Origin of the sequence: Streptosporangium sp. NPDC004379, from assembly GCF_042873875.1 — a bacterium.
In the GTDB taxonomy this organism is placed as follows: Bacteria; Actinomycetota; Actinomycetes; order Streptosporangiales; family Streptosporangiaceae; genus Streptosporangium.
Map to the genome: position 1 here is coordinate 84,246 of NZ_JBIAMC010000016.1, position 19,907 is coordinate 104,152.

Below are 19,907 nucleotides of genomic sequence, written 5' to 3' on the forward strand. Positions count from 1 at the left end.
TCCCATGGTCGGGTTCGACTACCCGGGGAGCCGTACGGCGAACCGGCCCGCCGGTAACGGTCCTGACACCGCCGGGGGAACCCGCGGGGAGGGCCGGAGGCCGGCGCCCGGGACGTCCGGGCCGTCGCTTCGGTGTCCGGAACACGGCTCGGATGCCGGGCCGCGGGTGCCGGGGCGGGGTCGCCGTTCCGGGTCAGGAGCCGCCCGGATAATAGTAAAAATCCGAATGAAAGGTGCGATACCGGTTAGAGGAAGCCCATGGCTGAATTTCTCACCGACATCAAGGAGATCCGCGCCCGGGCCCGCCAGGAGATCGACAAGGGGCCGATCACGTCGGCCTACGGCGCCGACCTTCCGCGGGTGATCCAGGTGTGCAACGAGGCGCTGGCCACGGAGCTGGTCTGCGTACTCCGGTACAAGCGGCACTACTACACCGCCACCGGGATCCACGCGGAGCCGGTGGCCGCGGAGTTCCTGGAGCACGCGGCGGAGGAGCAGGAGCACGCCGACCGCCTCGCCGAGCGCATCACGCAGCTCGGCGGCGAACCGGACTTCAACCCCGAGACGCTGACCCTGCGCTCGCACGCCGAGTACGACGACAGCCTCGACCTCGTCGAGATGATCAAGGAGGACCTGGTGGCCGAGCGGGTCGCCATCGCCTCCTACACCGAGATCGTCCAGTGGCTCGGCGACCGAGACGTGACGACCCGCCGCGTCTTCGAGGACCTCCTCGCCCAGGAGGAGGAGCACGCCAACGACCTGAAGGGCCTGCTGGAGCGGCTTCCCGCCGCGCTGAAGGGCTGAAGCACGCCGCCTTCGAGGGGGAGGCCGAAGGACGGGCCGTCTCCGTGGTGCCGTGCGGCCTTGGGCGGGCCGCTTCCGGCGCGTTGCGCGGCCTTGGGCGTCGGAGGGCGACGGCCACAGCGCGGTATCGCCGTTGATTCCACCGGTAAATTTCCGGCTCCATCCATAAATCAAATGCCACGATTAACTATTTCTCGTTATCGCAGAAAGTGACCGGGTATCTGGTGACCGGCGGTTTAGAAGATGTGTGGCGCATTAATAGGATGAAATGTCCGGAAAGGGCTAATTATGAGTTCTTCGGTGGGCACAATGGCGAAGCTTTCGCTCGCCGCCCTGGGCACCGCCCTCCTCGCCGTGCCGGGGGGCGTCTGCCAGGCGGACACCTCCGGGTCCGCCTTCGGGTTCGCCTCCGGCTCCACTGCCGGGGATCCGGTCACCGGCGTCCGGGCGCCCGGCGTCCACGGCCCCGGCGTCCGGCGGTCGAGCGCCCGCGACCCCGGCGCCCGCGGCTCCGGTGTACGGCGGGACTCCGGTGTACGGCGGGACTCCGGCGCACGACGGGACGACGCCGGGTTCCGGCAGGACAGGGCGGTCCCCGGACGGCAGGGTGAGACCCTCTCCGAGCGGCGGGGCGGGGCCTCGGCCGAGCGGCGGGACGCGGCGCGGCGGCACGCCGTACCGGGGCGGCAGGCCGCCGCGCCGGCGCAGGGCGAGGACGCGTCCTCCTCCGAGGAGGCGGCGGGCAAGGGGCGGGGACGGTTCGCCGGGCGGGAGGCCACGAACCGCAGCCGGCTGGGACGGCCGACGGCGTCGAGGCGCGCGGAGCGGCCGGAGCGAGGCGGGCAGGCTCCGTCGAGGCAGGGGCAGACGCAGGCGGCCCCCTCCTCCGGGCAGGCGGAGAACGCGGCCGCGCCGGACCGGGCGGGCGAGGTCCGGGCCGACACCCGCGCGGAGGTCCCCTTCACCGACAGGTTCGGCACGCGCAGCAAGTACGGCCCGGACAGCGCGTTCGGCCCCATCTCCAGGGTCAACCGGCAGCTCAAGTACGGGCCGTTCCTCAGCTGGCCGGTCCTCTGCGGCACGGCGGACGACCCCATGGGGTGCATGACCCAGTTCGTCCCGGACATGGGCGTCGGAACACCGAAGCACTGAGGCTCCACGGAGCTCCGGAAGGGGCCTCTGCCGAGCCCCGTGCCGCGGCGCGCGGCCCGGGTCAGAGCGGGATCCACTCCGTGGAGACGGTGACCTCGTCCAGGACGCCGGGGAGCGGGTCGACGCCGATGCCCGGGCCGGTGGGGACGTCGAGGTGGCCGTCGCGCAGCTCGAACGGGGCGGTGACGTCGGTCGCGAAGTAACGGCGCGAGGCGGAGGTGTCGCCCGGCAGGGTGAAGCCGGGCAGCGCGGCCAGGGCGAGGTTGGCGGCGCGGCCGACGCCGGTCTCCAGCATCCCGCCGCACCACAGCGTCACTCCGTGGGCGCGGGCCAGGTCGTGGATGCGGCGCGCCTCGAGGTAGCCGCCCACCCGGCCGGGCTTGACGTTGATGATCGAGCACGCGCCCAGGGAGATGGCGGCGGCGGCGTGCCGGGCCGACTCGATCGACTCGTCCAGGCAGATCGGGGTGGCGATCCGCCGGGCGAGCCGGGCGTGCTGCACCATGTCGTCGTCGGCCAGCGGCTGCTCGACGAGCAGCAGGCCGAAGGCGTCGAGCGCGGCCAGCCGGGGGGCGTCGCCGAGGGTGTAGGCGGCGTTGGCGTCGACCTGAAGGAGCAGGTCCGGGCCGAACCGCTCGCGTACGGCCCGCACCGGCTCCACGTCCCAGCCCGGCTGGATCTTCAGCTTGACCCGGACGTACCCCTCGTCCAGGTAGCCCTCCACGGCGTCGAGCAGCTCGGGGACCGAGTCCATGATGCCGACCGACACGCCACAGGGCACCCGGTCGCGGGAGGCGCCGAGGAACGCGCCGAGGGAGCGTCCCGAGGCGCGGAGCGACGCGTCCAGCACGGCGGTCTCCAGGGCGGCCTTGGCCATGCGGTGGCCCTTGAACGGCTCCATCGCCCTGTTCACGGACTCGGCGTCGGCGTGCGCGGGCAGGGCGGGGATCAGGAAGCGGCGCAGCGCGTCGGCGGCGCCGTCCACGTACTCGGAGGAGTACAGCGGCTCCGACATGGCCACGCACTCGCCCCAGCCCTCGGCGTCGGGGGTGACGACCCGCACGATCAGCACGTCGCGCTCGGTCTCGGTGCCGAACGAGGTGCGGAACGGCGCCACCAGCGGCATCGCGATCCGCCGCAGCTCGATTCCGGTGATCTTCATGGTGTGCGGCCCGCGCCGCCTCTCCCTTCACTCATGTCACTCGTGCGCTCACGCCGTTCGCGGCCGGGGCCGTTCCACGACGTGACCCGCCCTCATGGGCCGGGCCGTTCCACGACGTAGCCGGCCCGGCGGTCGAAGCCGGTGACCCGGGCGCCCTCCGCCAGCAGCCCGCCCAGCACCTCCCGTACGGCGCGCCGCCACGCCCGCGCCGCCTCCGGGTCGGTCCGGCGCAGCGCCTCGATGTCCCCGGGCACGGCCACCAGCACCGTCCGGGCCCCACCCCAGCTCTCCGCCGGGCCCGGCGACGGCAGACCGCCCAGGGAGGCCAGGCCGGTCACCGCGTCCGCGGGCACCTCCGGGACGTACGGCTCGCCCCGCGCGGCCGCCACCACCCGCGGCTCCGGCAGGTGCCACACGGCGAGCAGCCGGTCCGACTCGTCCCCGGCGTTGATCGCGTCGTCCATGGCCCCGTAGAACGACGGCAGGTACTCCTCGGCGCGGGCGCCGAGCTTGACGAGGTTGAAGTGGGCGTTGCGGCGGACCAGCGGGTCGTAGGTCCAGGTGACGCGGTCCAGGCCCCGCTCCAGCGCCCAGGCGCGCTGGTGCAGCTTCAGGGCGAGCCCGGCGCCGCGGCCGGGAAGGGCGCCGGTGACGTGGGAGTGCAGCGCCCGGCCGATCGGAGCGGCCAGGAACGCCACCGACGCCCCCGCCAGGCGCCCGCCCTCGTAGGCGCCGGCGACGTAGTTGCCCGCGTGCGACAGCGCCCGCATCAGCTCTGCCGTGATCGGCCGGTTGCCCGGGTCGGGACGCCAGATCGCGTCGAACAGCCGCACGACGTCCTCGAACTCCCCGGCGTCGCGCAGTTCGCGCACGTCGAGGCCGCCTTCCCCGCCCGTGCCGGAGACCTCCGTGGCCAGCGCGCTCACCCCCTCGAAGGAGGGTAGCGCGGGTCTGCGGCGCGGGTCTCTCCTCCGCCGTCTCCGCCGCCTCGGCCGTCCGCTCCGTCTCCGCCTACTCCGCCTCCGCCCGGTCCGGTGCGGCGCCGGGGTGGGCGGTGAGGAACCGTTCGAGCACCTCCTCCGGGACGCGGCCCCTGACCGGCACCTCCAGCCCCTGCTCACGGGCCCACTCGCGGACGTCGGTGGTGGTGTGCCCGCGCAGGCGGACGGGGGCGTCGGCGGGCCGCCGCGACCGCGACGCCTGCCTGACCTCCCGGGAGCTCTCCAGGACCTTCTCGATCAGGCCGAGGGCCTCGCACAGCCGCCGCTGGTTGTCGTCGGACAGGTCGATGGCGAAGGTCCGGTTCAGCAGGGAGAACTCCCGCCTCGTCACATCCGCGCCCTCGGAGTGGTCGAGGTCGTCGACCAGGATCACCTTCTGCGCCACGGCCGGCCCCTTTCCGGTGAACTGCGTTCCGTCTCGGTCACGAGCGGGCATCATGCCGCGTCCTGGGGCGCCGTTCACGTCCTTGATGGGGTTTTTGCCACTGCATGACCTATTGCCGGGTAGCCTCCCTGGGCATCCCGTACGACCGGGTGGGACCGCTGCGCGATGAGGGGCGGAACCGTACGGGCGGGCACGTCGTGCGACCGGAGCGGGCGTGCCGTACCGAAGGACGGCTCTCCATGCCCCCCGGAGGACGATGAAGGAAAGTTACAGGATTCTCACAACGTCTGGAGATTATTGACGTCCCTCGCAGGCCGAACATAGGGTCCGGTCAACCCCGGCTAACCCGGCCACGTAAGCCCCAACGGAGTGGTTCATGAAGCGACTAGCGGCCGTAGCGGCACTGCTCGGCCTCGCCGCCGTCACGGCGTGCAGCGGCAACACCGACAACAAGTCCGCCGCGGGCGGCACGGGTGGCGGCGGTGGTCTCTACACCACGATCGACGGCACCAAGCCGGGCCTCGACGTCAACGGCCCGATCAACCCGTGGAGCCCCAAGGGCAACGCGTTCTCCGGCTACAACGTCATGAAGCTCGGCTGGGCGAAGAACCACCTGACCGACCCGAACCAGTTCTACCCGGGCATCGCGGCGAGCTGGGACATCGCGCCGGACAACTCCTCGATCACGCTGCACCTGCAGCCGAACAACAAGTGGTCCGACGGCAAGCCCGTCACCGCCGAGGACGTCAAGTTCTCCATCGCCCTCGCCTACACCCAGGGCAGCACGGCCTTCGCGATCACCCCGGGCGCGGCCGGCGCCGCCTCCGAGGTCGAGGTGGTCGACGACAAGACCGTCAAGATCTCCCAGGACATGAAGAACCCCAGCGTCACGTTCGTGCGCGGCGTCATGGACAGCGCGGTCGTGCCCAAGCACGTCTGGGAGAGCGTGCTGCCCGCCGACTTCTGGGACAAGCTGAAGGCCGCCCGCGGCGAGGGCGCCGACGCCGACAAGGCCCGCGAGGAGATCACCGCGCTGGCCGAGAAGGTCATCGCCTTCGCCCCGCCCAAGGACGTCTCCGCCGGCCCGTACACGCTGGAGCGGATGAACCCCGGCGAGGCGCTGCTGGTCAAGAACAAGAACTTCTACAACGCCGCCAACGTCGGTCCCGACCAGGTCAAGCTGCTCAACTACACCGGCAACGAGCAGATCTGGAACTACCTCATCGCCGGCAAGCTCGACAACGCGCCGTTCACCGCGGTGCCCGCCGACGTGATGAAGCGCATCGCGGCCACCCCGGGCAACGCCGTCGTCAAGGGCTTCTCCCCGGTGGCGCTGGGCCTGGCGTTCAACCAGTCCAAGAAGCCCTACGACAACGTGCACGTCCGCCGCGGCCTGGCCTACCTGATCGACCGCGCCGAGATCACCAAGATCGCCTCGCCCGAGGGCGGCGTCGCGTCGGTCACCACCACCGGCATCCACCAGCAGCCCGCCGCCGAGTGGCTCGGCGACGAGCTGGGCAAGCTGGAGCCGTACAAGCTGGATGTGGCCAAGGCCGAGCAGGAGTTCAAGGAGGCCGGCCTCAAGAAGGAGGGCGGCAAGTGGACGCTGCCCGACGGCACGCCGTGGAAGTTCTCCATCAACGTCCCGGCGCCGTTCTCCGACTGGGTCTCCGGCGCCAAGGCGATCACCAGCCAGCTCAACGCGGCCGGGATCGACGCCGAGGTGCTGACCGTCGCCGACTACCCGATCTACCTTGAGGAGATCGCGGCGGGCAAGTACGACGTCGGGTTCTGGCTGACCGCGCTCGGCCCCGCGCCGTACAACATCTACCAGCGCCTCTACGGCGCCTCCAACGGCTGGGCCAACCTGGGCGGCAAGGTCAAGCACTCCGCGCCCGGCAAGAACGGCAACTGGATGGGCGGCCCGGAGACCATCGAGGTCGACGGCCAGAAGATCAACCCCGGTGAGCTCACCGCCAAGCTCAACTCCGCCCCCGAGGACGAGCAGAAGGCCATCGTCGGCCAGCTCGCCAAGGCGGCCAACCAGGACCTCCCGGTCATCCAGCTCTGGGACTACGTGAACACCCAGTTCATCAACACCAACCGCTTCACCGGATTCCCGCAGAACGACAGCGACCTGCTCCGCCAGACGTCGGGCGTGTGGATCCAGCTCGGCATGGTCAAGAAGAAGTAGCAGCGTATGACGATGATCGCAAGAAAGCTCGCGGGCCACCTGGCCCGCGGGCTCGTCATGGTTCTGATAGTCACCACGGTCAGCTTCTTCGTCATCAGGAGCATCCCCGGTGACCCGATGGCCGCCAAGTACGAGAAGCTCGTCGAGCAGGGCATGTCGCCCGAGGCGGCGCAGCAGTCCGTCGAGGTCCTCTACGGCTTCGCCCCGACCGGCGGCATGTGGCAGCAGTACGTCGACTACATGAGCGGCCTGCTCCGCCTAGACCTCGGCCAGTCGCTGACCGTGCCGGGCGTGGGCGTGTCGACCGTGCTGTTCTCCGCCGCCAAGTGGACCATCCTGCCCGTGCTGGTGGGCACGCTGCTGAGCTTCCTGATCGGCGTCATCATGGGGGTCTACGCCGCCATCAGGCGCTCGGGCAAGCTCGGCGACATCCTTGCGATCTCCGGGTCGCTGCTGCACGGCGTCCCCCAGTACGTGCTCGCGCTGCTGCTGGGCGCCGTGTTCACCACGCTCATCCCGATCCTGCCCGCGGGCGGCACGGCCGACATCATGTTCGAGCCGGGCTTCAACGCCGGGTACATCGGCTCGCTCATCTCGCACGCCACGCTGCCGGTGCTGACCTACGCGCTGGCCAGCTACGGCGGCTGGATCCTGGCGATGAAGTCGAGCGTGGTCACCGTCCTCGGCGACGACTTCATCCTCGCCGCCGAGTTGCGCGGCCTCAAACGCGGCTTCATCTTCCGCTACGTGGCCCGCAACGCGATCCTGCCGCTGTTCACCATCCTGGCGTTGTCGCTGGGGCTGCTGTTCGGCGGCGCGATCTTCATCGAGCGGATCTTCAACTACCCCGGCCTGGGGCTGATGCTCATCAACAGCATCACCGAGCGCGACTACGCCCTGATGGGCGGCGCGTTCCTGCTGATCACCGGGGCGATCATCATCGCGAACATCGCGGCCGACCTGTTCTACACCGTGATCGACCCGCGGGTGCGCAGTGGAGAGGGGGCCGCATGACGGCGCAGACCATCACCGCGGCCGGCGGCGCCACCGCCGGCGGCCCGGTGGGCGGCGGCAGAGCCGCCCTGCGGCGCAACTTCTGGCGCGGCGTCTGGCGCGTGCTCAAGCGCAAGCCCAGCCGCATGCTCGGCGCGGTCATCGTGGCCGGGTTCGCGTTCATGGGAATCTTCGGGCCGATGTTCTACCCCGAGCACCTGCCCCGCGACACCAGCGCCCTGTACGCGCCGCCGAGCTGGGCACACCCCTTCGGCACTGACTTCGAGGGCACCGACGTCCTGTCGCTGCTGGTCACCGGCTCCCGGTACGTCCTGCTGACCGCCCTGGTCACCGCCGTCATCACGGTGGTCCTCGGCACCGGCATCGGGCTGTTCGCCGGGTTCCGGCGCGGACGCTGGGACACCGTGCTCATGCGGATCACCGACATGAAGCTCACCATCCCCGGCCTGCCGCTGCTGCTGGTGCTGTCGACGATCTGGAAGTTCAACAGCGCCCTGGAGATGGGCCTGGTGCTCGGCCTGCTGGGCTGGGGCGGCGTGGCGCGGGCCGTGCGCGCGCAGACGCTGTCGCTGCGTGAGCGCGGCTTCATCGAGGCCGCCCGCGGTCTGGGGCTGTCCACGACGCACATCGTCGGCAAGGAGCTGCTGCCCAGCATGGCCCCCTTCATCGCGATGAACATGCTCATCGCCGTCACCGGCGCGGTCTACGCGCAGGTGGGCCTGTTCTTCCTGGGCGTCCTGCCGTTCGAGGCCAACAACTGGGGCGTGATGCTCAACCTCGCCGTGTTCGGCGGAGGCGCGATGTCGTCGCCGGCCGCGCTGCCGTACCTCATGGCGCCGCTGCTGGCGATCCTGCTGCTCACCCTGGGCATCGTGCTCGTCGTCGACGCGATGGACGAGATCTTCAACCCCCGCCTGCGTGAGGAGTGACGGGTGCCCACCACCGACAAGAACACCGGCAGGGCGACGCCGGGGGTGCGCGTCAGCGGCCTGACCGTCGTCTACCGGACACCGTCCGGGGAACTGCCCGCCATCCGCGGGATCGACCTGGAGCTGCCGCCCGGCACCATCACCGGCGTGGTCGGCGAGTCGGGTTCCGGCAAGTCCACACTGGCGCTGTCGCTGCTCAACGCCGTCCAGCCTCCGGGGAGGATCAGCGAGGGCAGCGTGGAGATCGACGGTCTCGGCGACGTCGTGACGCTGCGTGGCGAGGACCTGCGCAAGGCGCGCGGCCGGCACATCGGCTACGTCTTCCAGGCCGCCCAGAACTCCCTCAACCCGCTCAAGACCGTCGGCAAGCAGCTGCTGGACCTGGGCCGCTCGCACGGCGTCGAGGACCTGCGCGGCCTCGTGGCCGACGCCAGGGAACTGCTGGGCCGGATGGGCCTGGACGGCGCGCGGGTCCTCGACTCCCACCAGCACGAGCTGTCCGGCGGCATGCGCCAGCGGGTCGGCATCATGCTGGCGCTGGTGCTCAACGCCCACCTGGTGGTGCTGGACGAGCCCACCACCGCCCTCGACATGATCACACAGGCGAACATCCTGCGGATCGTCCGCGAGGTCCACGCCGAACGCGGCCTCACCACGATGATCATCACCCACGACCTCGGCGTCGTCGCCGAGGTCGCCGACCGGCTGGCCGTCATGTACGGCGGGCAGATCGTCGAGCAGGGCCCCACCATGGACGTGCTGAGGGCGGCACGCCACCCCTACACCCAGGGCCTGTTGCGGGCCATCCCGCGCCTGGTGGGCGACATCGGCGAGGCCAGCGCCCTGCCGGGCCGCCCCCCGACGCTGGGCACCATCCCGAAGCAGGGATGCGTGTTCCGGGACCGCTGCCCGCTGCGCATGGACGTCTGCGAGACGGTGGAGCCGCCGGTCGTCGTCCGGGGGACGTCCATCGTGGCCTGCCACGCGGTCGAGGCCGAGGACCGCGCCGCGGACCGGGTCGAGGTCCAGGCGGAGGACCGCGCCGCGGACCGGGCCGGGGAGACGGGAGAGGCCGCGGCGCGGCAGACCGTGGGAGCGCGGGAGACCGCCGGGACGCCGGGAGCATCGGGGGAGCAGGCATGATCACCGGAACGGGCATCACCAGGACCTTCAAGCAGCGGGGCGGCGTGCTCGCCGGCCGCGAGGTGAAGGCCCTGCGCGGCGTCGACTTCGCGATCCCCAAGGGAGGCGCGGCGTCCTTCATCGGCGAGTCCGGCTGCGGCAAGACGACGCTGGGACGGATCATCGCCGGGCTGGAGGGCTACGACGCCGGTGAGATCGTCATCGACGGCACCGCCATGTCGTCGCTGCGGCACCGGCAGCGCCAGCCGTACTTCCGGCGGATCCAGATGATCCACCAGGACCCGTACTCGGCGCTCAACCCGACCCGCACGATCCACCAGACGCTGGACGCGCCGCTGTCCCTGCGGGCCAAGCAGACCGGCCGCTCCCGCGCGTGGACCGACGAACGGGCCGAGGAACTGCTCGCCCTCGTCGGGCTGGACCCGGGCTACGTGCTGCCGCGCTACCCCCACCAGCTGTCGGGCGGCATGCGCCAGCGCGTGGTCATCGCCCGCGCGCTCACCGTCGACCCGGAGATGCTCGTCGCCGACGAGGCCGTCTCCATGATCGACGTGTCGCTCCGGCTGGGCATCCTGGCGCTGCTGAAGGACCTGCGCGAGCGGCTCGGCGTCAGCGTGCTGTTCATCACGCACGACGTGGCGACCGCCCGCTACATCGGCGACGACGGCGAGCTGTACGTCATCTACCGCGGCCAGGTCGTCGAGCGGGGCCACGTGGAGACGATCATCGCCGACCCGGTGCACCCCTACACGCAGTCGCTGCTGTCGGCCATCCCGGTGCTGCACGGGCTGGAGAAGCCGGGCGAGCAGCCCGTGGTGCCGACCGAGGCGCTGAACGAGAGCCACCACGACGCGGGCTGCCTGTTCGCGCGGCGCTGCCCGTTCCGCACCGACCGCTGCGAGAACGAGCTGCCGCTGCTCGGCCGGGGAGAGGGCTTCCCCCAGGAGTACGCCTGCTTCCACCCCGAGCGACGCGACGTCATCGCCACCCCGATCGGATGAGGACGAACCCCATGGGACAGCACGCCGCCTCCGCCCCGGACGCAGGGAACGCTCCGGCCGCCGGGGCCTCAGGCATCGTGGTCCGTACGGCCGGCCCGGCGGACGCGGCGGCGCTGCGCGAGATCGCCGCCGCCGCCCTCACCCTGGACGCCCCCGAGGCCCCGGAGCTGGTGGCGAGCCTGTCGTCGCCTCCGGCGGGGCGCAGGTGGACCGCGCTGGTCACCGCCGACCTCGGCGGTGTCGTCTTCGCGTCCGTGTCCCAGCGCGACCCCTCCGTCGGGCACATCGACCTGCTCGCCGTACGCCCGGAGGCGCGGGACGCGGGGCGGGGCCGCGCGCTGGTCGCCGCCGCCGAGGACTGGCTGCGGGCCGAGGGTGCCGCCGAGGCGCGCTTCGCGGGGAACCCGCCCTGCTACGCCTGGCCCGGGATCGACGTCCGCTACACCGCGGCGGCGGCGCTGGCCGAGAGCCTCGGCTACGAGCGCCACGACGTCGCCTGGAACATGACCGCCTCCCTCGGCGCCGACACCGACCTGTCGACCGACGCCGACGTCGCACGGCTGGCGGAGGCGGGCGTCACCGTCCACGCCGCCGGCCCCGGCGACCGCGCGGGGCTCGACACGGTGCTCGCCTTCATCCGGGAGCACTGGAACGACAACTGGGCGTGGGAGGCCGAGCATGCGGGCGGCTGCCACTACGCCGCCCGCGGCTCGGAGATCCTCGGCTTCGCCGCCTGGGGCGCCAGGCCCGCCTGGTTCGGCCCGATGGGCACCGCCCCGGCCGCGCGCGGGCTGGGCGTCGGCCGGGTCCTGCTGCGCCGCTGCCTGGCCGACCAGCGGGCCGCGGGCCAGGAGAACGCGGAGATCGGCTGGGTGGGACCGCTCAGGTTCTACTCCCGGGCGGCGGGGGCGCGCGCCGAACGGGTCTTCTGGCTCTACCGGCGCGCCCTGCGGTGACGGCCGGATGCCGGCGTCCCGGGTGCCGATGAGCCGGCTGAGCCGGCGGCCCGCCTCCCGGGCCGGGGCCGCGGCGTACGCCGCGAGCCCGGCCCGGGACCGGTGCGCCGCGCACCCGGCCGGGTGCTCCGCCGCGTCGCGGGACCCGGCCGGTGCGGGGGGCTCAGCCGTACAGGAGCGGCTCGCCGCCCGTCCAGGCCTCCGGGTGGGCCGGGGCCGGGCACAGCCCGCGTGGGTCCTGCCCGGCGTCCAGGGTCCGGCGCAGCGTGTCCGACCCCCACAGCAGGTCGGCGAAGTACGGCCGGGCGGTCCTCCGCTCCGGTGCGGCGCCGTCCCCGCCCTGCCCGGCCTCCTCCTCGGGCACGGCGTCCCCGCGGCGCCAGCCGAACTCCTCCGGGTGCAGCGAGCGCGCCAGGTGCAACATCGAGACCCCCGTCAGCACCGGCCGGAACGCCTCGGCGTCGTGCACGTGGAGCTGCACGCCCCGTACGGCCCGCCCCGCGTGCTTGCGGAAGGCCGGGGTGAACCACGCGTCGCGGAACCGCACCCCCGGCAGGTCCAGGGCGTTCAGCCCGGCGGCGAACCGCTCGTCGAGGTAGGGGGCGCCGACGAGCTCGAAGGGGCGGGTCGTGCCGCGGCCCTCCGACAGGTTCGTGCCCTCGAACAGGCCGGTGCCGGGGTAGACCAGCGCGGTGTCCGGGGTCGGCATGTTCGCCGAGGGCATCACCCAGGGCAGGCCGGTGGCCGCGTACGGCATGTCGCGCCGCCACCCCTCGGCCTCGACGACCAGCAGGTCGGCGCCGATGGAACGGTTGACGTGCCGCGCCAGCTCGCCCGCGGTCAGCCCGTGCCGCAGCGGGATCGCCGCGCGGCCCACGAAGCTGGCGAAGGCGGGGTCGAGGAGCGGCCCCTCCGCGACGGTCCCGCCGAGCGGGTTGGGCCGGTCCAGTACGGCGAAGCGCACCCCGAGCCGGGCGGCGGAGGCCATGAGGTCGTACATCGTCCAGACGTAGGTGTAGAACCGCGTCCCGATGTCGGCGATGTCGAAGACGAGGGTGTCGGCCCCCGAGGCCGCCACCAGCTCGTCCAGGGCCTCGCCCGCGGCGCCGTAGGTGTCGAGGACCGGCAGGCCGGTGGCCGGGTCGGTGCCCGCCTCCTCGCCGTAACCGTCCTGGGCGGCTCCGCGCACCCCGTGCTCCGGGCTGAGCAGCGCGGTCACCGGAACGCCCGCCGACAGCAGGGCGGTCACGCCCGGGGTGAGGTCGGGCAGCACTCCGGTGGGGTTGGTGACGAGGCCGATCCGTCCGCCGCCGAGGAGGGCGGGGTCGTGAACAACTCGTTCGATTCCGGTCCGCACGAGTGACATCGCTCCATTCATAGAAGATAATTTGCAGAATAGAAGACTTCGGTGAAAATTAGCGACATGGGGCGTCATGATTGATCCACTCGCCGACCTGTCAACCGAGCAGAGCGATCCGCGCTACGGCCAGATCGACAGGCTCTCGACCGAGCAGGTGGCCAGGCTGATGAACGCGGCCGACGCCACGGTGCCCGCCGCCGTGGCCACCGCCGTACCGGCGATCTCGGCCGCCATCGACGCCGTCGCCGACCGGATGCGGCAGGGCGGACGTCTGATCTACGTGGGTGCGGGGACCTCCGGCCGGCTGGCCGTGCTGGACGCCTCCGAGTGCCCGCCGACCTTCGGCACCGATCCCGAGCTGGTGCAGGGCGTCATCGCCGGGGGCGAGCCCGCGCTGACCCGCTCGGTCGAGGGCGCCGAGGACGACGAGGCCGCCGGCATCGCCGCCGTCGCCGGCCTGGAGGTGGGCCCGCTCGACTCGGTGATGGGGGTCTCCGCCAGCGGCCGGGCGCCATTCGTGATCGGCGCGCTCGGAGAGGCGGAACGCCGCGGCGCGCTGACCGTCGGCATGTCGTGCAACGCCGGCACGCCCCTGTCCGCGGCCGCCGCGCACCCGATCGAGGTCGTCGTCGGCCCGGAGGTGGTGACCGGCTCGACCCGCCTCAAGGCCGGGACCGCGCAGAAGCTGGTCCTGAACATGGTGTCCACCATCACCATGGTCAAGCTGGGCCGCACCTACGGGAACACCATGATCGAGGTGTCGGCGATGAACTCCAAGCTGGAGGGCCGGGCCACCCGCATGGTCTCCGATCTCACCGGCGCCGACCACGCCGCCGCCCGCGCCGCGCTGGAGGAGGCGGAGTGGAACGTCAAGATCGCGGTGCTGGTGATCGAGCACGGGATCGGCGCCGACGCGGCCCGGGACCTGCTCGCCGTACACGGTGACCGGCTGGAGGACGCCCGAGAGGCGCGCCCGGCCGCCGGGGATCCCCGGGGCGGCGGTGCCCGGGTGGACGGTGCCCGGGTGGACGGGGCGCGGGCCGACGGGGCGCGGGTGGACGGCAGCCGGGCCGACGGCGACCGCGGCGACCGGGCCGACGGAGCGCGGCCGGCCGGCGTGCCGGCGGGGGAGCGGGCCACCGAGGACGTGCGGCGTGCCTGACCGGCTCGACGGCATCCTGACGGCGGCCGTACCGGACGCCTGCTCGGCGGCGGTCGCCGTGATCGCCGTCGGCGGCGACGTGGTGGCCGCCGCGGCGGCCGGGGAACTGGTCCGCTACGCCGACGCCTCCGGGAAACTCGTCGACGACCGCCCGCCCGCCCGCCGCGACTCGATCTTCGACCTGGCGTCCGTCACCAAGCTCTTCGTCACGGCCGTCATCCTGTCTCTCGCCGAGGACGGCCTGCTCGGCCTGGACGAGCCGGTCGCCGCCCGGCTGCCCGGCGCACGCGCCGGGCTCACCATGCGGCACCTGCTCACCCACACCGCGGGCTTCCCGCCCAGCCGGGCACCCGGCCACGAGGCCATCGGCATGGGAGCCGCCTTCCGCGCCGCGCACCTCGACCACGTCCTGACCACCCCGCCGCCGCACCCCCTCGGTCACGGCTACGTCTACTCCGACGTCGGCATGATCACGGCGGGCCGGATCGCGGAGATCGCCGGGGGAGCGCCCCTGGACGAGCTGCTCCGCGCCCGGGTCACCGGGCCGCTCGGCCTGGCCGACACCGGCTACCGGCCCGCGGCGTCACTGCGCGACCGGATCGCCGCCACCGAGGACACACCCGGCCGCCCCGGCGGCGGATGCGTGCGCGGCGAGGTCCACGACGAGACCGCCTACGACCTCGGCGGCGTCGCCGGGCACGCCGGGATCTTCGCCACCGCCGACGACGTGCTGCGGTTCGCCGAAACCCTGCGCACCGGCGGCGCCCCGATCCTGCGGTCCGAGTCGGTCGCCGAGATGACCCGCGACCAGGGGGTGCGCGGCGCGGCCTTCCGCCACGGGCTCGGGGTGCGCATCGGCGACCCGGCCATCGTCGGCCCGCTCGCCGACGCCTACGGCCACTCCGGCTTCACCGGCACGTCGGTGGTGGTGGATCCGGACAGGGCGTTGACGGCGGTCCTGCTGACCAACAACGTCCACCCGCTCCGGGGCCGCGCCGGCATCCGCGACCTGCGCCACGCCGTCGCCGCCGAGGCGCTGCGCCTGTCGGCGACGGCCTGAAGCCGACCCGCCGTCACCCGGCGGTGGGACCTCGCGCGACGGCCTCCGACGGGCCGGGCGATCGTCCCCGCAGAACCGGGCGATCGCCCGGCCCGTCCCACCATCCGCGCCAGTGTGCCGGCGGTGGTCTCGTGACCGGCGAGCAGGAGCAGGCCGCCGATAGGGAATCGCGAGTACCGGTACGACGCCGACCTGGTGGGTCTCGTGAGTCCTGCCCGTATCCGCCCCGTGGTCCGTATCCTGGGCTCTATGAGTACCTTGCGAGAAGAGTTACACCAGCTCATCGACCGGCTTCCCGAGTCGCAGATGGCGCCGATCCCGGCCATCGTTCGTGAGAGCACTCCGACCGAGGACGGCGGTGACGAATGGCCGCTCCCCGATTTCGTCGGTGCTCTTTCCAGTGGCGAGGGAGATCTCGCCGCCCGATCGAGCGAGATCCTGCGCCAGGAGATGGGGCGTAAGCCTGAATGATCATTTGGGACACCGGCGCGCTCATCGCCGCCGCCGATACCGATGATCAATATCATGCTTGATGCGTCGAGCTGATGCGGCATACCCCCCGGCCTCTGATCGTGCCGTATCCCGTTCTCACGGAAGTCTGTTACCTGCTGGAGCGGGAGCAGGGGACGCGTGCGGAGGCCGCTTTCCTGCGATCCATCAGCGCCGGACAGATCAGCCTCATCCCGTTGACCCGCGCAGATGTCGACCGAATGGTCGAGTTGGTGGAAAAGTACGCAGACTTCCCACTCGGCGCGGTGGACGCCTCCGTCTTCGCGATCGCCGAGCGACTCGGTGCGGATGCCATCGCCACTCTCGACCGACGCCACTTCGCTGTGGTACGTCCTAGATCGCCGATCTCTTTCGCGCTGTTGCCATAGGCCGGAAGCCTGCGACCATGACGGGATGACACAGGGAGTCGCGGGCACCGGCACGACGCCGACCCGACAGGAGATATCCGATGCCGTCGGCGACATCGGCTGGCGCTACGTCCTCGGAGCCGTGCGCGCGTCCGTGCCCGTGCCGTCGACGGCCCGGGCGGTGGAGGTCGCCGTCCGCGCCGCCGCCATAGCCGGTGCCGACGCCGACGGAAGCCTGCGGATGGACATCCGCGCCGACCGGGTGGTCCTCACCCTGCAGTCGCTTGCCGCCGCCCGGGTGACGCCGCTGGAGATCGACCTGGCCCGCAGGATCTCGGTCGCCGTGAGCGAACTGGGCCTACGCACCGATCCTGAGGTCGCCGGGCGGGGATCGCGGTCCGTGCAGCTCGTCGAGATCGCCGTCGACGCGCTCGACATCGCCGCGATCCGCCCGTTCTGGAAGGCCGTCATGGGCTACGTCGACGAGGCCGGCGCGAGCGGCCCCGAGGACGCGCTCGTCGACCCGGTAGGCCAGGGCCCGGCGATCTGGTTCCAGCAGATGGACGCCCCGCGGCCCCAGCGCAACCGGATCCACCTCGACGTCTCCGTCCCCCATGACGAGGCGCCGCACCGCATCCGGGCCGCGCTGGCCGCCGGGGGAGTGCTGGCGTACGCCTCCGAGGCGCCCGCCTTCTGGGTCCTGGCCGACGCCGAGGGCAACGAGGCGTGCGTGACGACCTGGCAGGGCCGCGACTGACCCGCCGCCGGGGCGCCGTACGGCACGGCCGCCCCGGCACGGGCCGGGCCGAAGCCGCGTCACGCGCGACCTGTCCGGAAAGCTCCGCGGGTGAGTACGGCGCGAGCCGCCCAGGGACCGTACGGCGGCGCGGCGCGGCTCACCCCGTGGTCCCGCGCGGAGACCTGGAAGTCTCTCCGGATTCCTCCGCCGGGCGTGTCAAGGCGGCGGCCTCGGCTACGACTCACGGATGTACCGGCCGGACCGAGCGGGACGGCGACGCATGATCCTTGGAGTGACGACGTGAAGAACGTGAAGACGGACAGTCTGCCGGTCCCGGGTGCGAACCTCCACTACGAGGTCCGCGGCTCCGGCCCCGTCCTGCTGCTGATCTGCGGCGGCGTCTACGACGCCGCCGGGTACGCCGCCCTGGCGGACCGGCTCGCCGACCGGTACACGGTGGTGACCTACGACCGGCGCGGCAACTCGCGCAGCCCTCTCGACGGGCCGCCGGAGCCGCAGAGCATCGCCGTCCACGGCGACGACGCGTACCGCCTGCTGACGGCCATGGGCGTCACCGGGGACGAGCCGGCCCGCGTCTTCGGCAACAGCTCCGGCGCGATGATCGGGCTGGAGCTGGCCGCCCGCCACCCCGGGCGGGTTCACACGCTGGTCGCCCATGAACCGCCCGTCTTCGAGCTGCTGCCGGAGCGCGACCGCTGGCGTGCCCTCGCCCGCGACGTGGCTGACGCCTTCCGCGCCGAGGGGGCCGAGGCGGCGGGCCGGGTCTTCGAGGCCGGATACGCGGCCAACGCCGGGGCCATGGAAGATGCGGCGGGCACCGCGGCGCCGGGGGAGACCGCAGACGCGGCGGACGCGGGGACGACACGGAACGCCGCCGCCGCCGCCGACGCCGACGGCGGCGGTGAGCGGGAGCGCATCCCCGGGGGAGCCGACGCGCCGCAGGGCGAGCCCGACGCGGAGACGCTGGAGATGATGGCGCGGATGGGGCGGAACATGGAGTTCTTCATCGGCTACGAGGTTCCGTCGTTCTCCGGATACACCCCCGACCTCGACGCGCTCCACGCGTCCGGGACGCGGGTGGTGACGGCCGTGGGCGAGGCGTCGGAGGGCGAGCCGCCGCACCGGGCGGCCCTCGCCCTGGCCGAGCGGCTGGGCGGGCGGCCCGAGGTGTTCCCCGGCGACCACGGGGGCTTCGGCGCGGTCCCCGAGGCGTTCGCCGCCCGGCTGCGCGAGGTGCTCCAGGATTGACGGGGGACCCTGCGAGCCTCAGGCCGGTGGCGCGCCGAGGAAGCGGCGGAGCTCGGCGGCCAGCTCCGCCGGGGCGTCCTCGGCCATGTGGTGGCCGGAGTCGATCGATGCGCCGCGGACGTCGTCGGCCCAGTCGCGCCAGATCGCCAGCGGGTCGCCGTAGAGGTCCTCCATGTCGTCCCGCTCGGCCCACAGGAACAGGACCGGGCAGGTGATCCTGCGGCCCGCCCGGCGGTCGGCGTCGTCGGCGGCCCGGTCGACGCCGAGTCCCGCGCGGTAGTCCTCGCACATCGCGTGGACGACGGCCGGGTCGTGGATCGCCCGCCGGTAGTCCTCGTACGCCTCGGCGCCCATCTGCTCGGGCGTCGCCCGGTACCAGGCGTCGGGGTCGGCGTTGATCACCCGCTCGGCGGGCTTGGCGGTCTGCCCCAGGAAGAACCAGTGCCACCACGCGGCGGCGAACCGGGCGTCGGCCCGGTCGAGCGCCTCGCCGATCGGCACCGCGTCCATCACGACGAGGCGGGTCACGGCGTCCGGGTGGTCCATCGCCACCCGCTGCGCCACGTAGGCGCCCCGGTCGTGGCCGGCGACGGCGAATCGCTCGTGGCCCAGCGCGCGCATCAGCGCCGCGCAGTCGCGGGCCATCGCCCGCTTGGAGTACGGCTCGTGGTCTGGGGTGGTCGGCGGCTTCGACGAGCGGCCGTAGCCGCGCAGGTCGGGGCAGACCACGGTGAAGCCGTCCGTGAGCAGCGGCGCGACCCGATGCCAGGTCGCGTGGGTGCGGGGATGGCCGTGCAGGAGCAGCAGCGGCGGCCCGGAGCCGCCGTGCCGGACGAACAGCTCCGCCTCACCGGTGCCGATCCGCTCCTCGGCGAACCCCTCGAACATCCCGCGTCTCCCTCCATCGCGATCCGGCCGGACGAAAATGCCCCTTCCTGCCCATACGAACTCCAAACCGCCGACCCGGCCACGGCGCCCTTCCGAATCCACCCGCCCCGCGGACCTGCTCGGTGTGAACCGGTGCCGCCCGACAGGAAGGGGAACTCACGATTCACGCGGCCGGGGTCGCCGTTCTGTTGCGCGATGCCGTGTCATCGCGGCGTCGCGGGATCGTTCCAGGCTGTTTTCCTGCTCTTCGGCTTGAAGATCTTTATGTGCAATTTCACATATGACATCTTTTCCTTGCGGGCGCTCGGCACGGGGCCGGGCACCGTTCCATGGGAGGAAATCGATGAACCAGATCGCCAAGCGTGGTCTCGCGTTCCTGGCGGCGGGGACGGTCGTGGCCGGGGGGCTCGCCACGACCGCCCCCGCGTCGGCCGCGACCCTCACGACGACGACCACGTGCAGCGTCTCGGGACCGATCCAGGGCCTGAACGTCAAGGCGTGCGCGGACGTCACCGGCGACCAGGTACGTGTGTACGGGATCGTCGGCGCCCTCGGCATCTCCGAGCCGCCGGTCAACCCCCGTGACGTCGGCGCGGAGGTCTCCGGCGCGATCGTCGGCGGTCCCCTTCTCGGCTCCGGGCGCCGGGCGCTGAGCATCTGGAACAACGTCTTCACCGTCGAGGGCGTCACCGCGACCGTGGCCTCCGGGTCCACGGTCCGCGCCACGGTGACGATCACCCCCGGCCCCACGGGGCCCGGCGGCGGAGGCGGCACGCCCCTGCCCGGTCCGACGTCCGTCTCCGTGGACGTGCCGGTCGTCTACTGACCGGC

General features: G+C 72.6%; 20 protein-coding genes. 15 read left to right on the forward strand and 5 right to left on the reverse strand.

Going from position 1 to position 19,907, the window contains the following annotated elements; translation table 11 throughout:
* The first annotated feature begins 258 nt into the window (after positions 1-258).
* On the forward strand, positions 259-804 hold the full coding sequence (locus tag ACFYSC_RS29045) for a bacterioferritin (RefSeq protein WP_389968013.1): 546 nt from the start codon (positions 259-261) through the stop codon (positions 802-804).
* A 309-nt stretch (positions 805-1,113) separates the two neighbouring features.
* Positions 1,114-1,956, forward strand: coding sequence for a hypothetical protein (locus ACFYSC_RS29050; RefSeq protein WP_389968015.1), 843 nt, complete (start codon positions 1,114-1,116; stop codon positions 1,954-1,956).
* A gap of 61 nt (positions 1,957-2,017) precedes the next feature.
* Here ACFYSC_RS29050 and menC read toward each other — a convergent pair whose 3' ends face one another.
* From menC to ACFYSC_RS29065, 3 genes are all read right to left on the reverse strand, one after another.
* Positions 2,018-3,118, reverse strand: coding sequence for an o-succinylbenzoate synthase (menC, locus tag ACFYSC_RS29055; protein ID WP_389968017.1), 1,101 nt, complete (start codon positions 3,116-3,118; stop codon positions 2,018-2,020).
* Positions 3,119-3,210: 92 nt separating this feature from the next.
* On the reverse strand, positions 3,211-4,044 hold the full coding sequence (locus ACFYSC_RS29060; protein ID WP_389968019.1) for a GNAT family N-acetyltransferase: 834 nt from the start codon (positions 4,042-4,044) through the stop codon (positions 3,211-3,213).
* Between the two features lie 85 nt (positions 4,045-4,129).
* Entirely contained in the window at positions 4,130-4,504 is a 375-nt protein-coding gene (locus ACFYSC_RS29065; protein WP_389968021.1) for an Lsr2 family protein, read from the reverse strand.
* Between the two features lie 376 nt (positions 4,505-4,880).
* On the opposite strand from ACFYSC_RS29065, the gene ACFYSC_RS29070 reads away from it, so the two are divergent.
* From ACFYSC_RS29070 to ACFYSC_RS29095, 6 genes are read left to right on the forward strand one after another with little or no spacing between them, the layout of a single operon-like run.
* Complete coding sequence (locus ACFYSC_RS29070) at positions 4,881-6,698, forward strand: ABC transporter substrate-binding protein (protein ID WP_389968023.1); 1,818 nt, start codon at positions 4,881-4,883, stop codon at positions 6,696-6,698.
* A 12-nt stretch (positions 6,699-6,710) separates the two neighbouring features.
* Positions 6,711-7,712 carry an ABC transporter permease gene (locus tag ACFYSC_RS29075; RefSeq protein ID WP_389968025.1) on the forward strand — a complete coding sequence of 334 codons (1,002 nt, stop codon included), beginning with the start codon at positions 6,711-6,713 and terminating at the stop codon, positions 7,710-7,712.
* Entirely contained in the window at positions 7,709-8,641 is a 933-nt protein-coding gene (locus ACFYSC_RS29080) for an ABC transporter permease (RefSeq protein ID WP_389968027.1), read from the forward strand. Before ACFYSC_RS29075 ends, ACFYSC_RS29080 begins: the two co-directional genes overlap by 4 nt.
* A gap of 3 nt (positions 8,642-8,644) precedes the next feature.
* Positions 8,645-9,784 (forward strand): ABC transporter ATP-binding protein, encoded by a 1,140-nt coding sequence (locus tag ACFYSC_RS29085; RefSeq protein ID WP_389968028.1) that lies wholly within the window; start codon positions 8,645-8,647, stop codon positions 9,782-9,784.
* On the forward strand, positions 9,781-10,785 hold the full coding sequence (locus ACFYSC_RS29090; RefSeq protein ID WP_389968030.1) for an ABC transporter ATP-binding protein: 1,005 nt from the start codon (positions 9,781-9,783) through the stop codon (positions 10,783-10,785). The genes ACFYSC_RS29085 and ACFYSC_RS29090 overlap by 4 nt, the downstream gene beginning before the upstream one ends.
* 11 nt (positions 10,786-10,796) lie before the next feature.
* Positions 10,797-11,741, forward strand: a complete 945-nt coding sequence (locus ACFYSC_RS29095; protein ID WP_389968032.1) for a GNAT family N-acetyltransferase — start codon at positions 10,797-10,799, stop codon at positions 11,739-11,741.
* Between the two features lie 163 nt (positions 11,742-11,904).
* Here the strand turns inward: ACFYSC_RS29095 and ACFYSC_RS29100 are convergent, their stop codons facing one another.
* Positions 11,905-13,107 (reverse strand): exo-beta-N-acetylmuramidase NamZ domain-containing protein, encoded by a 1,203-nt coding sequence (locus ACFYSC_RS29100; protein WP_389968034.1) that lies wholly within the window; start codon positions 13,105-13,107, stop codon positions 11,905-11,907.
* Between the two features lie 67 nt (positions 13,108-13,174).
* Here ACFYSC_RS29100 and murQ point away from each other — a divergent pair, with 67 nt between their 5' ends.
* The 6 genes from murQ to ACFYSC_RS29130 all read left to right on the forward strand — a co-directional run bounded on the left by murQ (position 13,175) and on the right by ACFYSC_RS29130 (position 18,188).
* On the forward strand, positions 13,175-14,263 hold the full coding sequence (murQ, locus tag ACFYSC_RS29105; protein WP_389968036.1) for an N-acetylmuramic acid 6-phosphate etherase: 1,089 nt from the start codon (positions 13,175-13,177) through the stop codon (positions 14,261-14,263).
* On the forward strand, positions 14,256-15,323 hold the full coding sequence (locus ACFYSC_RS29110; protein WP_389968038.1) for a serine hydrolase domain-containing protein: 1,068 nt from the start codon (positions 14,256-14,258) through the stop codon (positions 15,321-15,323). The genes murQ and ACFYSC_RS29110 overlap by 8 nt, the downstream gene beginning before the upstream one ends.
* A 249-nt stretch (positions 15,324-15,572) precedes the next feature.
* Complete coding sequence (locus tag ACFYSC_RS29115; protein ID WP_389968040.1) at positions 15,573-15,794, forward strand: hypothetical protein; 222 nt, start codon at positions 15,573-15,575, stop codon at positions 15,792-15,794.
* A gap of 74 nt (positions 15,795-15,868) precedes the next feature.
* On the forward strand, positions 15,869-16,201 hold the full coding sequence (locus ACFYSC_RS29120) for a type II toxin-antitoxin system VapC family toxin (protein ID WP_389968042.1): 333 nt from the start codon (positions 15,869-15,871) through the stop codon (positions 16,199-16,201).
* A 25-nt stretch (positions 16,202-16,226) separates the two neighbouring features.
* The gene (locus tag ACFYSC_RS29125; protein ID WP_389968044.1) at positions 16,227-16,937 is read left to right on the forward strand and encodes a VOC family protein; all 711 of its coding nucleotides are present in this window, start codon (positions 16,227-16,229) and stop codon (positions 16,935-16,937) included.
* 282 nt (positions 16,938-17,219) lie between these two features.
* Entirely contained in the window at positions 17,220-18,188 is a 969-nt protein-coding gene (locus ACFYSC_RS29130) for an alpha/beta fold hydrolase (RefSeq protein ID WP_389968046.1), read from the forward strand.
* An 18-nt stretch (positions 18,189-18,206) separates the two neighbouring features.
* Here ACFYSC_RS29130 and ACFYSC_RS29135 read toward each other — a convergent pair whose 3' ends face one another.
* Positions 18,207-19,076, reverse strand: a complete 870-nt coding sequence (locus ACFYSC_RS29135; protein WP_389968048.1) for an alpha/beta fold hydrolase — start codon at positions 19,074-19,076, stop codon at positions 18,207-18,209.
* A gap of 343 nt (positions 19,077-19,419) precedes the next feature.
* Between ACFYSC_RS29135 and ACFYSC_RS29140 the strand changes: the two genes are divergently transcribed.
* A complete protein-coding gene (locus tag ACFYSC_RS29140) occupies positions 19,420-19,902 on the forward strand; it encodes a hypothetical protein (protein ID WP_389968050.1) in 483 nt (160 codons plus the stop codon).
* The last annotated feature ends 5 nt before the right edge of the window (positions 19,903-19,907 follow it).

Coding starts and splice junctions, on each gene's coding strand:
- murQ (WP_389968036.1), top strand. CDS start 13,175: ATGATTGATCCACTCGCCGACCTGTCAACCGAGCAGAGCGATCCGCGC.
- ACFYSC_RS29125 (WP_389968044.1), top strand. CDS start 16,227: ATGACACAGGGAGTCGCGGGCACCGGCACGACGCCGACCCGACAGGAG.
- ACFYSC_RS29100 (WP_389968034.1), bottom strand. CDS start 13,107: ATGTCACTCGTGCGGACCGGAATCGAACGAGTTGTTCACGACCCCGCC.
- ACFYSC_RS29080 (WP_389968027.1), top strand. CDS start 7,709: ATGACGGCGCAGACCATCACCGCGGCCGGCGGCGCCACCGCCGGCGGC.
- ACFYSC_RS29115 (WP_389968040.1), top strand. CDS start 15,573: ATGAGTACCTTGCGAGAAGAGTTACACCAGCTCATCGACCGGCTTCCC.
- ACFYSC_RS29095 (WP_389968032.1), top strand. CDS start 10,797: ATGGGACAGCACGCCGCCTCCGCCCCGGACGCAGGGAACGCTCCGGCC.
- ACFYSC_RS29140 (WP_389968050.1), top strand. CDS start 19,420: ATGAACCAGATCGCCAAGCGTGGTCTCGCGTTCCTGGCGGCGGGGACG.
- ACFYSC_RS29050 (WP_389968015.1), top strand. CDS start 1,114: ATGGCGAAGCTTTCGCTCGCCGCCCTGGGCACCGCCCTCCTCGCCGTG.
- ACFYSC_RS29045 (WP_389968013.1), top strand. CDS start 259: ATGGCTGAATTTCTCACCGACATCAAGGAGATCCGCGCCCGGGCCCGC.
- ACFYSC_RS29090 (WP_389968030.1), top strand. CDS start 9,781: ATGATCACCGGAACGGGCATCACCAGGACCTTCAAGCAGCGGGGCGGC.
- menC (WP_389968017.1), bottom strand. CDS start 3,118: ATGAAGATCACCGGAATCGAGCTGCGGCGGATCGCGATGCCGCTGGTG.
- ACFYSC_RS29070 (WP_389968023.1), top strand. CDS start 4,881: ATGAAGCGACTAGCGGCCGTAGCGGCACTGCTCGGCCTCGCCGCCGTC.
- ACFYSC_RS29135 (WP_389968048.1), bottom strand. CDS start 19,076: ATGTTCGAGGGGTTCGCCGAGGAGCGGATCGGCACCGGTGAGGCGGAG.
- ACFYSC_RS29075 (WP_389968025.1), top strand. CDS start 6,711: ATGATCGCAAGAAAGCTCGCGGGCCACCTGGCCCGCGGGCTCGTCATG.
- ACFYSC_RS29120 (WP_389968042.1), top strand. CDS start 15,869: ATGCGGCATACCCCCCGGCCTCTGATCGTGCCGTATCCCGTTCTCACG.